General features: G+C 66.3%; 14 protein-coding genes and 1 tRNA gene. 9 read left to right on the top strand and 6 right to left on the bottom strand.

What is annotated here, in order from left to right:
• Positions 1-33 precede the first annotated feature (33 nt).
• From A5740_RS04875 to A5740_RS04885, 3 genes are read left to right on the top strand one after another with little or no spacing between them, the layout of a single operon-like run.
• A complete protein-coding gene (locus tag A5740_RS04875) occupies positions 34-711 on the top strand; it encodes an HAD-IA family hydrolase (RefSeq protein WP_076191932.1) in 678 nt (225 codons plus the stop codon).
• Between the two features lie 46 nt (positions 712-757).
• Positions 758-1234 (top strand): low molecular weight protein-tyrosine-phosphatase, encoded by a 477-nt coding sequence (locus tag A5740_RS04880; protein ID WP_076191934.1) that lies wholly within the window; start codon positions 758-760, stop codon positions 1232-1234.
• The gene (locus A5740_RS04885) at positions 1234-2064 is read left to right on the top strand and encodes an SURF1 family protein (RefSeq protein ID WP_076191935.1); all 831 of its coding nucleotides are present in this window, start codon (positions 1234-1236) and stop codon (positions 2062-2064) included. The genes A5740_RS04880 and A5740_RS04885 overlap by 1 nt, the downstream gene beginning before the upstream one ends.
• Positions 2065-2091: 27 nt before the next feature.
• Here the strand turns inward: A5740_RS04885 and A5740_RS04890 are convergent, their stop codons facing one another.
• Positions 2092-3042, bottom strand: a complete 951-nt coding sequence (locus tag A5740_RS04890) for a cobalamin biosynthesis protein (protein ID WP_076191937.1) — start codon at positions 3040-3042, stop codon at positions 2092-2094.
• Positions 3043-3077: 35 nt separating this feature from the next.
• On the opposite strand from A5740_RS04890, the gene A5740_RS04895 reads away from it, so the two are divergent.
• The 3 genes from A5740_RS04895 (at position 3078) to A5740_RS04905 (ending at position 5309) form a co-directional block, all read left to right on the top strand.
• Positions 3078-3905: an oxygenase MpaB family protein gene (locus A5740_RS04895; protein WP_076191939.1), complete on the top strand. Its 828-nt coding sequence runs from the start codon at positions 3078-3080 to the stop codon at positions 3903-3905.
• A 33-nt stretch (positions 3906-3938) separates the two neighbouring features.
• A complete protein-coding gene (locus A5740_RS04900) occupies positions 3939-4445 on the top strand; it encodes a hypothetical protein (RefSeq protein ID WP_076191941.1) in 507 nt (168 codons plus the stop codon).
• A 90-nt stretch (positions 4446-4535) separates the two neighbouring features.
• Positions 4536-5309 (top strand): response regulator transcription factor, encoded by a 774-nt coding sequence (locus A5740_RS04905; protein ID WP_076191943.1) that lies wholly within the window; start codon positions 4536-4538, stop codon positions 5307-5309.
• Here the strand turns inward: A5740_RS04905 and A5740_RS04910 are convergent.
• Positions 5264-7537 carry a bifunctional SulP family inorganic anion transporter/carbonic anhydrase gene (locus tag A5740_RS04910; protein WP_076192240.1) on the bottom strand — a complete coding sequence of 758 codons (2274 nt, stop codon included), beginning with the start codon at positions 7535-7537 and terminating at the stop codon, positions 5264-5266. The genes A5740_RS04905 and A5740_RS04910 overlap by 46 nt on opposite strands.
• 330 nt (positions 7538-7867) lie before the next feature.
• On the opposite strand from A5740_RS04910, the gene A5740_RS04920 reads away from it, so the two are divergent.
• Entirely contained in the window at positions 7868-8638 is a 771-nt protein-coding gene (locus tag A5740_RS04920; RefSeq protein ID WP_371454715.1) for a response regulator transcription factor, read from the top strand.
• Positions 8639-8909: 271 nt separating this feature from the next.
• Entirely contained in the window at positions 8910-9215 is a 306-nt protein-coding gene (locus A5740_RS04925; protein ID WP_076191946.1) for a hypothetical protein, read from the top strand.
• 72 nt (positions 9216-9287) lie between these two features.
• Here A5740_RS04925 and A5740_RS04930 read toward each other — a convergent pair.
• The 4 genes from A5740_RS04930 to A5740_RS04945 all read right to left on the bottom strand — a co-directional run bounded on the left by A5740_RS04930 (position 9288) and on the right by A5740_RS04945 (position 10949).
• Positions 9288-9362, bottom strand: a tRNA-Val gene (locus A5740_RS04930).
• A gap of 42 nt (positions 9363-9404) precedes the next feature.
• Positions 9405-9869: a peroxiredoxin gene (locus A5740_RS04935; protein WP_076191948.1), complete on the bottom strand. Its 465-nt coding sequence runs from the start codon at positions 9867-9869 to the stop codon at positions 9405-9407.
• A complete protein-coding gene (locus A5740_RS04940) occupies positions 9869-10306 on the bottom strand; it encodes a DUF3052 domain-containing protein (RefSeq protein ID WP_076191949.1) in 438 nt (145 codons plus the stop codon). Before A5740_RS04940 ends, A5740_RS04935 begins: the two co-directional genes overlap by 1 nt.
• A 142-nt stretch (positions 10307-10448) precedes the next feature.
• Entirely contained in the window at positions 10449-10949 is a 501-nt protein-coding gene (locus A5740_RS04945; protein WP_076192243.1) for a hypothetical protein, read from the bottom strand.
• Between the two features lie 219 nt (positions 10950-11168).
• On the opposite strand from A5740_RS04945, the gene aceE reads away from it, so the two are divergent.
• Positions 11169-13958, top strand: coding sequence for a pyruvate dehydrogenase (acetyl-transferring), homodimeric type (aceE, locus tag A5740_RS04950; RefSeq protein WP_076191951.1), 2790 nt, complete (start codon positions 11169-11171; stop codon positions 13956-13958).
• The last annotated feature ends 7 nt before the right edge of the window (positions 13959-13965 follow it).

Raw genomic sequence — 13965 nt, forward strand, 5'->3', positions numbered from 1 at the left:
TGGGCATCCGGAGGACTGCGGGAGAATGGGCACGTGACTGACACGCTGGAGCTCACCCGACCGCAGCTGGTGCTGTTCGACCTCGACGGCACCCTGACCGATTCTGCGGCCGGAATCGTGTCGAGTTTCCGCCATGCCCTGACGCACGTGGGTGCCGTGGTCCCCGAGGGGGACCTGGCCGGGCGCATCGTCGGCCCGCCCATGCACGAGACGTTGCGGCTGTTGAGTGCGGGCGCGACGAGCTTTGACGCCGACGCCGCCATCACGGCCTACCGGTCGGACTACACCAGCCGCGGCTGGGCGATGAACAGCCTGTTCGACGGTGTCGAGGCGCTGCTGGCGGATCTGCAGGCATCGGGGGTGCGATTGGCCGTGGCCACCTCGAAGGCCGAGCCCACCGCGCGACGCATCCTGGAGCATTTCGGTCTGGACGGCTACTTCGAGGTGATCGCCGGGGCCAGCCCCGACGGTGTCCGTGCGGCCAAGGCCGATGTGGTGGCCTACGCGCTGGCCCAGCTGCAGCCGCTGCCGCAGCGGGTGCTGATGGTCGGTGACCGGTCGCACGACGTCGAGGGCGCGGCCCAGCACGGCATCGACACCGTGGTGGTCGGCTGGGGCTATGGCGCCGCCGATTTCACCGGGCCGGCCGCGGTGACCGCCCACGCCCACGTCGACTCCGTCTCCGCGCTGCGCGAGGTGCTCGGTGTCTGAGCGGCGGGCAGGAGGCCAGCAACCGGGGAATCAGCACAGTCTGCATGTGACGTTCGTGTGCTCGGGCAACATTTGCCGGTCGCCGATGGCCGAGAAGATGTTCGCCCACCAGATCCGCGAGCGCGGGCTTTCCGAGGTGGTCCGGGTGAGCAGCGCCGGCACCGGCGGCTGGCATGCCGGTGACGGCGCCGACGAGCGTGCCTGCCTGGTGCTGCGTGAGCGCGGCTATCCGAGCGAGCACGTCGCCGCCCAGGTGTGCGACGACCATCTGGACGCCGACCTGGTCGTGGCACTGGGCCGCAACCACCTGCGCATCCTGACCGATCTCGGCGTGGCGGGCGACCGGGTGCGGATGCTGCGCTCCTTCGACCCTCGCTCGGGTGCCCATGTGCCCGATGTGGAGGACCCGTACTACGGCACCAAGCCCGATTTCGAGGAGGCGTTCACCGTGATCGAGGCCGCACTGCCCGGTTTGCATACCTGGGTCGACGCCGAGCTGGCCGCCCGGGGGATCCTGGTCTGATGCGACGCCTGACCTTCCTGCTGCGGCCCCAGTGGGTGGCGTTGTTCGTCGTGGTGGTCGCGTTCGCGTATTTGTGCTTCACCGTCCTGGCCCCCTGGCAGCTGGGTAAGAACACCAAGACCTCACGGGAGAACGACCAGATCAGCCACTCGCTGCAGGCGGATCCGGTTCCGGTGACCACCCTGCTGCCGCAGCAGGATTCGGCTGCGCCCGACGCCCAGTGGCAACGCGTTACCGCGACCGGCCGCTACCTTCCCGAGGGCCAGGTACTGGCCCGGCTGCGGGTGGTCGACGGTGAACCGGCCTTCGAGGTGCTCACCCCGTTCGCGGTGGATGGTGGCCCGGTGGTGCTGGTGAACCGCGGCTACATCCGCCCGGTCGACGGAAACAAGGTGCCCGAGTTCGCCCCGCCGCCGACCACACCGGTGACGATCACCGCGCGCCTGCGTGATTCCGAGGCCCTGGCCGTCGGCAAGGAACCGTTTCGCAGCGAGGACGGCGCACAGCAGGTGTATTCGATCAACACCGGCCAGATCGCCTCGCTCACCGGGGTGGCGCTGACCGGGTCGTACCTGCAGCTGGTGGCCGACCAGCCCGGCGGGCTCGGCGAGATCTCCCTGCCCCACCTCGATGCCGGGCCGTTCCTGTCCTACGGCATCCAGTGGATCGCGTTCGGCATCGTCGCCCCGCTCGGGTTGGGTTATTTCGTCTATGCGGAGCTTCAGCAGCGCCGCCGCGAACGGGCCGCCGCGCAGGCCGAGGCGGCCGCGCCGCCCCGGGAACTCACCCGCGAGGAGAAGATCGCCGACCGCTACGGCAAGCGGCGCTGAGCCCGACGCGGCTGGGGCCGCTGATGACTAATGCGGCCGGGGCCGCTGATGACCAATGCGGCCGGGGCCGCTGATGAACAAGGCGACGAGGGCCGCGCCGAGCTGTACCGCGCGCGAAAGCCGCACCGTCCGGGCCACATCGGCCACCTCGGGGATGCGCCCGTCGCCAAGGGTGGGCCGGATCTCCAGCTGATGCGCGTACTGCGTCGGGCCGCCCAGACGTACCCCGAGTGCCCCGGCGAAGGAGGCTTCGGCGACCCCGGCGTTCGGGCTGGGGTGGCGGGCCGCATCGCGCCGCCAGGCTTGCAGTGCCGCGCGCGGTGAGCCGTCCACGATCGGCGCACACACCGCGGCCAGCACCCCGGTCAACCGGGCCGGCAGATAGTTCAGCACATCGTCGAATCGGGCTGCGGCCCAGCCGAACCGGGTATAGCGCGGCGAACGGTGTCCGATCATGGCGTCGAGCGTGTTGGCGCCCCGGTACACCAGCACGCCGGGGACCCCGGCGATCGCTGCCCAGAACAACGGGGCCACCTGCGCGTCGGAAGTGTTCTCCGCCAACGACTCCACGGTGGCCCGGGTCAGGCCCGAGGCGTCGAGCGCGGCCGGATCCCGTCCACACAACGAGGGCAACAGGGCTCGCGCACCGTCGATGTCGTCGGTCTGCAGCAGCGTGGCCATCTGAGAACCCACCCGGTTCAGCGAGGTCCCGCCGAGCGCGACGTAGGTGGCCACGGCGGTCACCCAGATCTGGTCCCGACGCCCCGAGGCCCAGCCCAGCCCGGCCAGCGCGCCCAGCAACAGCCCGGTGTGCAGCACGCCGGCGCGCCGGTTGTCGGCGTAGGTCAGCTTTTCCAACCGTGCTGCGGCAGTTCCGAAACCCGCCACCGGGTGCCCACGTCGCGGATCACCGAGCAGTGCGTCGGCCACGAACCCGACGGCGATGCCCACGGTTCGGTGGCTTCTGCGCGCAAACACCCCGGCAGCGTCTCACAGGTGGTCTACTCGACTTCATGAGGCTGGGTCCACCACGTCGGCCGCGACGGGTCACCGATCTGCTCAATCCGGCAGGGGCACTGCTCCCCGCGGCCAACGTCATCATGCAGTTGTCCTCCCCCGGCGTCGGCTACGGCGTCCTGGAGAGTCCGGTGGACAGCGGCAACGTCTACAAGCACCCGTTCAAACGGGCCCGCACCACCGGCACGTACCTGGCCGCGGCCACCATGGGCACCGACGCCGACCGTGCGCTGCTGCGCACCCAGATCGACAAGGTGCACGCGCAGGTCCGGTCGCGCCCGTCAAGCCCGGTGTCCTACAACGCTTTCGACCCGAAGCTGCAGCTGTGGGTGGCGGCCTGCCTGTACCGGTATTACGTCGACATGCACGAGTTCCTCTACGGCCCGCTCGACGACGAGTCGGCCGACGCGATCTATGCCGACGCCCGCACCCTGGGCACCACCTTGCAGGTACGCGACGACATGTGGCCGGCCGACCGCGACGCCTTCGACGCGTACTGGAAGCAGTCCCTGCAGGATCTGCGGATCGACCCGCCGGTGCGCGAACACCTGCACGGCGTGGCCGCGATGGTGTTCTTACCGGCGCCGCTGCGGTTGCTGGCAGGTCGCTTCAACCTGTTCGCCACCACCGGGTTTCTGCCCGCCGAGTTCCGCGACCACATGCGGATGACCTGGACACCCGATGACCGGCGGCGCTTCGAGCGGTTGTTGACCGCCCTGCGGGTCGCCGATCGGGTCATCCCCCGTGAGGTGTGGCGGCTGGGTTATCAGCTCTACTTGTGGGACATGCGGATCCGCAACCGGCTCGGTAAGCGGGTGGTCTGAACGCTGCGGATATGATCCGACGCGGAGGAGCCCTTGAAAGACCTGATTGCCCTGGTTGCCGTGTCGTCGGCAATCGGATTCGCGTTAGGCGGCCTCAAGTCGTCGGCTCCCCCTGTCGAAGCCCCTGAGATTCCCGCTCCGCCGCTGCCCCGGGCGGGGGTCTACACCGTCACCGAAACCGCGTCCGGCACCGCAGTGGCGCCTGACGAATGGACACTGTCCGGCTGCGGTTCACGGTGTCTGCGGGTGCTGTCCACCGACGTCGACGGCTCGTGGCAGCTGGACCTGTCGTGGACCCCGTCTGCCGATCGGCATCACGGCGCCTGGGTCGGTGAACGCCTGAGCCCCGGCGAGCACTGCTTCGTCGGCGCCCCGGACGAGTACACAACGGATCCGGTCCCGTTCAAGTACGTGATCCGGCCCGATCTCACCGGGTTCGTCAACATGAAGTTCACCCGGGACAACCCGTCGTGCCGCGGCGAAACCGGGATGCGTGGCCAACAACTCGCTCTCACCCGCGCGAAGGCGGTGTGGTCGTAGGACTTTGGCACCCAGCGCCGGCATGCCGGACCGATATGAGTTTGGTATGAACCATGTGACAGTCGGCTATGCCTCCGGACAATGGGATCTATGGCGGCGATGTCGGTGCCACCACGAGGACAAGCGCCCCGGCAGGCGATGCTCGGTCAACTACCCCGGATCCATCGTGCCGACGGGTCACCGATTCGGGTGCTGTTGGTCGACGATGAGCCGGCGCTGACCAATCTGGTCACGATGGCCCTGCACTACGAGGGCTGGCTCGTCGAGGTTGCCCACAACGGTCACGACGCGGCGGCCAAGTTCAGCGATGTCCAGCCGGACGTCGTCGTGCTGGACATCATGCTGCCCGACATCGATGGCTTGCGGATCCTGCAACAGATTCGGGCATCCGAGCCGTACACCCCGACGTTGTTTCTCACCGCCCGTGATTCGGTGGTGGACCGGGTCGCGGGATTGACGTCCGGGGCCGATGACTACATGACCAAGCCGTTCAGCCTGGAGGAACTTGTCGCCCGCCTGCGCGGTTTGTTGCGCCGGTCCAGCCACCTGGAACGGCCGGTCGACGAGGTGCTGCGCGTCGGCGACATCGTGCTCGACGGCGCCAGTCACGAGGTGACGCGCGACGGCACGGTGTTGACGCTGACGGTGACCGAGTTCGAACTACTGCGGTACCTGATGCGTAATCCGCGGCGGGTGCTGAGTCGCGCCGAGATTCTCGATCGGGTGTGGAACTACGGTTTCGGCGGCAAATCGAGCATCGTCGACCTCTACATCTCATACCTGCGCAAGAAGATCGACGCCGGTCGGGAGCCGATGATTCACACCGTGCGTGGCGTCGGATACTTGCTGCGGCCCAACGAATGATCGACCTCGAACGTGCTGACCCCGGTCGGCGTCACCCGTAGCACCCCTGCGCTCGGGATGTCGTAGAACAACCCGAGAACGTCGAGTCGGCCTTGCTGGTGGCGCTCGCACAACAGCGGGTGCTCGATCAGGGTCTGCACCTGCAACGCAACGTTCACCATGCTCAGCTGGTCGACGGTGTCGAACCCTTCGCCGGCCGCCGACTCCGCGACTGGATGGCGGCCATTGTCGAAGGCGGCCACTGTCGGCTGCGCATACTCAAGCCAGGCGTCGAGCACTTCGTCACCGGTGGACTCACCTGGGCCGTCCCGCAATACCGCATTCATGGCACCGCAGCTGGAGTGTCCGCACACCACGATCGACGACACGTCGAGAACCTTGACCGCGAACGCGATCGCCGCATCCACCGAGGCGTCCTGCCGCCCGGCCGGAATGAAGTTGCCCACGTTGCGGACCGTGAACAGGTCGCCGGGGCCGCTGCTGGTGATCACGTTGGGCACGATCCTCGAGTCGGCGCACGTGATGAACAGCGCCTCGGGGCGCTGTGCGTGTTCCAGTTCCTTCATGTGCGGTCGGATGTACGGAGCGGTGCGACGGTGGTAGACCGCCAGCCCATGCAACACCGACGGCTCCAGCTGCGGCTGCCAGGAGTTCCAGGGCACCACGCCGGTGCGTTTGTCGATAGGGGTGAACCCGCGCGTCGGCGGACCAGCGACGGCACTGTCCATCTCGACCGCGCCCACATCGTGAATGTCCACGCTGCCGCCCGACGCGACGTGCTGCCGCTGCCACGAGTCGATGGTCTCGTAACCGGCGTGATCGATGAAGTCGACCGACAATTCGACGGTGACGTGCGTGCCCTCCGGCACCGAGGCCAGCACGCTGTTGAGCCTCGGGAGCGACAGGAACGTCACCGAACCGTCGATGACGACACGCCACTCACCGTCACCGGCCGGATCGGCGGAGATCTTCACCCGCACCACCCGCCAGACGGTCAGCGATATCGCCAGAGCCAGGCCGATCAGCACACCCTCGAGCAGGTTGAGGAACACCACACCAACGATCGTGACGAGGTAGACCGCGAGATCGCCGGTGCGCCAAGCCGTCTTGATGTGTGCCCATTTGACCAGTTGTATGCCGATGACGATCAGCAGCCCGGCCAATGCCGACGTCGGAATCAACTTGGCCAGACCCGCGAACGGTACCGCGAAGGCCAGCACCCACACGCCGTGCATGATGGCCGACGCCCGGGTCTGGGCGCCGGCAGCGACGTTGGTGGAGCTGCGCACGATCACGCCGGTCACCGGCAGGCCACCGATGGAGCCCGACGCGATGTTCGCCGCGCCCTGTCCGATCAGCTCACGGTCGAAATTGGTGCGCGGTGCGCGGCTCTGCAGGCGGTCTACCGACACCGCGGACAACAGGCTTTCCACGCTGGCGATCAGCGTCACCGTGAGCACGCCGGTGGCGAACGCGCCCCAGTTGCCGTCGGGCAGGCTCGGCAGCTGCAGAGCGTCGATCAGCGAGCCGTCGATCTTGATTCGCGCGACGTCGAACGGTATGACGAGCGACAGAACCGTCACGCCCAGAATCGCCACGAGCGGGCCGGGCACCACCTTGATCCGCGCCGGAATCCAGCGCCACGCCACGAGGATGCCGATGACGAGCAGACCCAGGAGCAGACCGGGCCCGTGGGCGTCGAGCACCTGCCCCGGTAGGCCGGTGACGTTCTGCCAGGCCGAGCTCGCAGAATCGCCACCCAGCAACACATGGGTCTGCTGCAAGGCGATCGTGACGCCGATGCCGGCCAGCATCGCGTGCACGACGACCGGCGAGATCGCCAGCGCCGCACGGGCAATCCGGCTGAGGCCCAGCAGCACTTGAAGAATGCCTGCGCAGACGGTGATCGCGCACGTGACAGCCCAGCCGAACTGGGCGACGAGCCCGGCCACGATGACCGTCAAACCGGCGGCCGGACCGCTCACCTGCAGAGGCGAGCCCCCCAGAGTGCCGACCACGATGCCGCCGACGATCGCGGCGATGATGCCGGCGAGCACCGGTGCATCAGAGGCGACAGCGATGCCCAAGGACAACGGCAGCGCGACGAGGAAAACAACGAGCGAGGCCGGCAGGTCATATCGCAGCAGCGAATGCAGACGTGACCGCTCCGACGGACCGTCGAGGTCGTCGGTCGACGGCTGCGCCGCCGGTGTCAGCCGCTGATGAATCACAGGCTCCTCCGGTCGATGGACGCCTCGATGGTTGCCGACGCATCCGACGAGTCGGCGTTCATCCGCCGGCGTCGGCTACAAAAAAAGCTACGCGATATGCCCAACCAAATTCATATCGCGACAGACGATCACGAATACCCGATTTCTACATTCAGATTATTGACCGTCCGAAAGCAGCGTCAAGCGACCATGGCGGACGCATAGAGAACCCAAATCTTTGTGCATCTGGAGCGGTTCCGGGAACTGTTCGACGCATCGCGAGCTGCCCAGATTAGGAGTCGATATGACACTTGTGACAACGATAGCTGAAGCGCGGAAAATGAAATCATGATGTCGGTGTCTGTCAAAGATGTTCAGCAGCCCCGCGCGGTCGTCCGCGGTCAGCAGCCGCGCATTCACCGGGCCGACGGCTCACCCGTTCGAGTACTGCTGGTGGACGACGAACCGGCGCTGGCCAACCTCGTGAAGATGGCGCTGCACTACGAGGGCTGGGCGATCGAGGTCGCTCACAACGGCCGGGAAGCGGTCACGAGCTTCGACGAGTCAGAACCAGATGTCGTGGTGCTCGACGTCATGCTGCCGGATGTCGACGGCCTGGAAGTGCTCAGACGCGTCCGCGAATCTGATGGCTACACACCGACCATGCTGCTGACCGCCCGCGATTCCACGATGGACCGGGCATCGGGGCTGACAGCGGGAGCCGACGACTATATGACCAAGCCATTCAGCATCGAAGAGCTGGTGGCGAGGTTGCGCAGCCTGCTGGGCAGGTCCAGTCGTGTGTCGTCGCCGACGACAGGAACGCTGCGGGTGGGTGACCTCGTGCTCGACGACGCCAGCCGTGAGGTGATGCGCGACGGGGCGCCCGTGTCGTTGTCCGTCACTGAGTTCGAGCTGTTGCGCTATCTGATGCGCAACCCACGACGAGTGCTGAGCCGCGCCGAGATCCTCGACCGGGTGTGGCATTACGGATACCGCGGTAAGGCGAGCGTCGTCGACCTCTACATCTCGTATCTACGCAAGAAGATCGACACCGGCCACGATCCGATGATCCACACCGTTCGCGGCGTCGGGTACGTGCTGCGACCTGGGGAATAACGTCCGCCATTTCGCTAGCCGACCCGTTGAGTTTCAGCGTAATTATTTCCATCGTAAAGAATGCCATGAGAGCCGGGTCGGTGTTTGTTCTGCACTTTCTATGAGCTGACCATTTACCGCATATGGATCAGGCATGGAATGCGTCCAGCGCGATCGTGTGTTTTTGATATGAAGCCGGGGCCGCCGCCTAGATCGAAGCCTAGACTTAACCAATATCTCACCTACGGGAAAGGTGGTGTTACCACCGGTGAAAGGGCCACGATATACGCGAATGAAAAGCGCGACGGCAATCGTCGGGACCGCAGGGGCCTTGAGTCTGCTGTTGGCAGTTCCGGCCGTCGCCGCACCGGCGAATTCGTCCGCTGAGGAGACGATCGACAAACTGAAGGCCGATGGCTACAACGTCATCCTCAGCAAGGTCGGCAACGGGTCGCTGGATCAGTGCACCGTCGATTCGGTGCGTCCGGGCCAGGACGTCAAACACAACTGGGTTATCCGGGGACCGGCCGGCCAGGTCGACAACCTCACGCGCTACACAACGGTCTACGTCGACCTGCACTGCGAAGAAGACGAATGATTTCGTGCAGCACTGCAACCGTGGGTCGGTGCTGAGCGATTCACGAAACCGACCATCGGACCGGTGGTTTCTTGGTGGGCGCGGACGGTATCGAACCGCCGACCGCTGGTGTGTAAAACCAGAGCTCTACCACTGAGCTACGCGCCCCGTCGCAGGCACGGTACACGCCGTGACCGCGAGACCGGAAATCTAACCCTGCCGCACGGCCTCCAGCGCGTGCTGCCACACCGTCTGGTCGCGCACCTGGCCCGGTTCCATCATCTCGGCGAACCGGATCACCCCGGCCCGGTCGACGACGAACGTGCCGCGGTTGGGATACCCGAGGTCGGCATTGAACACCCCGTAGGTCTGGGCGACCGCGCCGTGGGGCCAGAAGTCCGACAGGATCGGGAAGGTGAATCCGCTTTCGATGGACCAGATCCGGTGGGTCGGCGGTGGGCCGACGGAGATGGCCAGGGTGGCGATGTCGTCGTTCTCGTAGCGCGGCAGGTGGTCTCGGATCTCGCCGAGTTCGCCCTCGCACACGCCGGTGAACGCCAGTGGGAAGAACACCAGCAGCACGTCTTTGACGCCGCGATACCCACTGAGGGTGATCGGCCTGCCGTTCTGGTCCCGGAGCGTGAAATCGGGCGCCGGCGTCCCGACAGCCAACACTATTGCCGCTTTCCGGCGGCCTTCGATTTCGGCTGCACCAACCGGCTTGCCGTCCAATCCCCCAACTTGGCCGACGAGGTCTGCATCAGTCCGGCCGTCGGCGCCGATTCGGCGATCTCGGCGGGAAGCACGTGCCCGGGCTTGCCGGTCTTGGGTGTCACCACCCAGATCACGCCGTCCTCGGCCAGTGGGGTGATGGCGTCCATCAACCGATCGACGAGATCCCCGTCGTCGTTTCTCCACCAGAGCAATACGACGTCGACGACCTCATCCGAATCCTCGTCGAGCAGCTCGGAGCCACACGCGTCTTCGATGTCGGCCCGGATGTCGTCGTCGCTGTCCTCGTCCCAACCCAGTTCCTGGACTATCTGATCTCGCTGGATGCCCAGTATGTGAGCGTAGTTCGGGCTAGAGTCCGTCCCCGCCGCCGCGACCACCGTCGATCCTCCTTAGTCTTTCGTCGAGCCTCTCTCAAGACTTGTCTGTTGCTCGCCCTCATTCGCGCGCGATGCCTGTGTGCCTATCGTCGCACGACAGTGCACCAACGCGGGTGTCCGGCGGGTGTGTTTGTCGGCCCGCTCATCGGTAGGCCTGGTCGCATCGGGTCAATGCGTTCTCTCGGGCGGTGTTCGAACGCGTCGATGCCGCGTTGAACTGATCCGGGCCGACTTGGCCGGAGATGGCCGCCACGAGGGCCCGCGCCGAGTCGATCCACTCGGTCAACGCCGACCGCAGGTCCGGTGCCAATGCGTCGGACAGACCGGAGCTGACCAGGTCGGCGCTGCGGTTGAGCCCGTCGATCGCGGGGCCGGCCTTGGCCTGGGTGTCACCGCCGTTGTTGACCGCTTCGACGTAGCCGTTGACCGCGTTCACCGCGTCCACGGCCGAGGTGCTGAGGTCCTCGCACACGGTATGGATCGCGCGGGTGGTCAACGAGGCCTGGCGTTCGGATTCGCGGGTCACCGAACTGGCCGACGACTCCGCGATGGAGGCCGACACCGATGCCCGGTACTCCGGCGCCACCGCGGAATCGACCTGTGCGGTACCGCCGGTTACGGAGGTACACCCCACCACGACCATGGCGATCACCGCTGCGCCCCCCAGTGCGCTCGCGGCGATCCGCCCCCTCGACCCAAACTGCCCATCAACCGGCACGATCTGCAGACGTTACCGGGTCACAACGCAACCGATGGGTAACTTACGCACCACCACCCCAGCGGGGCGCAGTCGGCGAGATAGGTGGACGATAGAAGGTGCCACAAGCACTGTCAGTTGTTACCGCCTAACAAGGAGCGGAAGTTGACCACCGAGTTCGCGCGCCAGGATCTGGCTCAAAACTCCTCCACCGCAGCCGAACCCGACCGGGTCCGGGTGATCCGGGAGGGCGTCGCCTCATACCTGCCCGACATCGACACCGACGAGACCAGCGAATGGCTCGAATCGTTCGACGAATTGCTCGAGCGTTCCGGCCCGGCCCGGGCCCGGTATCTGATGTTGCGGTTGCTGGAGCGTTCACGGGAGAAGCGCGTCGCGATCCCCGCACTGACCTCGACGGATTACGTCAACACCATCCCCACCGAACTGGAGCCCTGGTTTCCCGGCGACGAGGACACCGAGCGTCGCTACCGGGCGTGGATCCGGTGGAACGCGGCCATCATGGTGCACCGCGCACAGCGGCCGGGAGTCGGTGTGGGCGGCCATATTTCGACGTACGCGTCGTCGGCTTCGCTCTACGAGGTCGGCTTCAACCACTTCTTCCGCGGCAAGTCCCATCCGGGCGGCGGCGATCAAATCTTCATCCAGGGCCACGCCTCCCCCGGCATCTACGCCCGCGCGTTCCTCGAGGGCCGGTTGACCACCGACCAACTGGATGGTTTCCGCCAGGAACACAGCCATCCCGGCGGCGGCCTGCCGTCCTACCCGCACCCACGGTTGATGCCCGATTTCTGGGAGTTCCCGACGGTGTCGATGGGCATCGGCCCGATGAACGCCATCTACCAGGCCCGGTTCAACCACTATCTGCACGATCGCGGCATCAAGGACACCAGCGATCAGCATGTCTGGGCGTTCCTCGGCGACGGCGAGATGGACGAGCCCGAGAGCCGCGGGCTGATCCAGGTGGCTGCCAACGAGGCGCTGGACAACCTGACGTTCGTCGTCAACTGCAACCTGCAGCGCCTCGACGGCCCGGTACGCGGCAACGGCAAGATCATCCAGGAACTGGAGTCGTTCTTCCGCGGCGCGGGCTGGAACGTCATCAAGGTGGTCTGGGGTCGCGAATGGGACGCCCTGCTGCACGCCGACCGCGACGGCGCGCTGGTGAACCTGATGAACACCACGCCCGACGGCGATTACCAGACCTATAAGGCCAATGACGGCGCCTACGTGCGTGACCACTTCTTCGGTCGCGACCCGCGGACCAAGGCCCTGGTCGAGCCGATGACCGATCAGGAGATCTGGAACCTCAAGCGCGGCGGCCACGATTACCGCAAGGTGTATGCCGCCTACCGGGCCGCGATGGAACACAAGGGCCAGCCCACGATCATCCTGGCCAAGACCATCAAGGGCTACACCCTGGGCAGCCACTTCGAGGGTCGCAATGCCACGCACCAGATGAAAAAGCTTGCGCTGCAAGACCTCAAGGACTTCCGCGACGTCACCCGGGTACCGATCTCCGATGCCCAGCTGGAGGAAGACCCCTACCTGCCGCCGTACTACCACCCCGGTCCGGAGACCCCGGAGATCCGCTACCTGCTGGAGCGTCGCCGTGCGCTCGGCGGGTTCGTGCCGTCCCGCCGCACCAAGAGCGCCCCGTTGCCGCTACCGAACTCCGACACGTACAAGGCGCTCAAGAAGGGGTCAGGCCAGCAGGCCGTGGCCACCACCATGGCCACGGTGCGCACGTTCAAGGAACTGTTGCGCGACAAGAACATCGGGCCGCGGCTGGTGCCGATCATCCCGGACGAGGCCCGCACGTTCGGCATGGACTCGTGGTTCCCGAGCCTGAAGATCTACAACCGCAACGGACAGCTCTACACCTCGGTGGATTCGGAGCTGATGTTGGCCTACAAGGAATCCGAAGTCGGCCAGATCCTGCACGAGGGCATCAACGAGGCGGGTTCGACCGCATCGTTCACCGCGGTCGGCACGTCGTACTCGACACACAACGAGACGATGATCCCGATCTACATCTTCTATTCGATGTTCGGCTTCCAGCGCACCGGCGACGGGCTGTGGGCGGCGGCCGATCAGATGGCCAAGGGGTTCGTCCTCGGCGCGACCGCCGGACGCACCACGCTGACCGGCGAGGGCCTGCAGCACGCCGACGGTCATTCCCTGCTGCTGGCGTCGACCAACCCGGCCGCGGTGACCTATGACCCCGCGTTCGCCTACGAGATCGCCCACATCATCGAGCATGGCCTGCAGCGCATGTACGGCGAGCATCCGGAGAACGTGTTCTTCTACATCACCATCTACAACGAGCCCTACGTGCAACCGGCCGAGCCGGACGATCTGGACACCGAGGGCTTGTTGCGGGGTATGTACCGGTACCGGCGCGCGGCCGAACCGCGCGCGAACACCGCGCAGATCCTGGCCTCGGGGGTGTCGATGCCCGAAGCACTCCGGGCCGCGGACCTGCTCGCCGAGAAGTGGGATGTGGCCGCTGATGTGTGGTCGGTGACCAGTTGGGGTGAGCTCAACCGTGAAGGTGTCGAGATCGAGAAGCACCGGTTGCGTCATCCCGATCAGCCGGCCCGCACCGCGCACGTGACCAACGTGCTGGCCGATGCGGCCGGCCCGGTGGTGGCGGTCTCGGACTGGATGCGCGCAGTGCCCGAGCAGATCCGGGCGTGGGTGCCGGGCACCTACATCACCCTGGGTACCGACGGCTTCGGCTTCTCCGACACCCGGCCCGCGGCGCGGCGGTATTTCAACACCGACGCCGAGTCGGTGGTGGTGGCGGTGCTCGAAGGGCTGGCCCGCGACGGCGAGATCGATGCGTCCGTGGCGATCGCCGCAGCCAAGGAGTACAAGATCGACGACGTGTTCGCCGCGGCGGTCTCCTACGTCGACACCGGTAGCGCCTAGCGCTCCG

This window comes from Mycobacterium sp. GA-1841 (assembly GCF_001954135.1).
In the GTDB taxonomy this organism is placed as follows: Bacteria; Actinomycetota; Actinomycetes; order Mycobacteriales; family Mycobacteriaceae; genus Mycobacterium.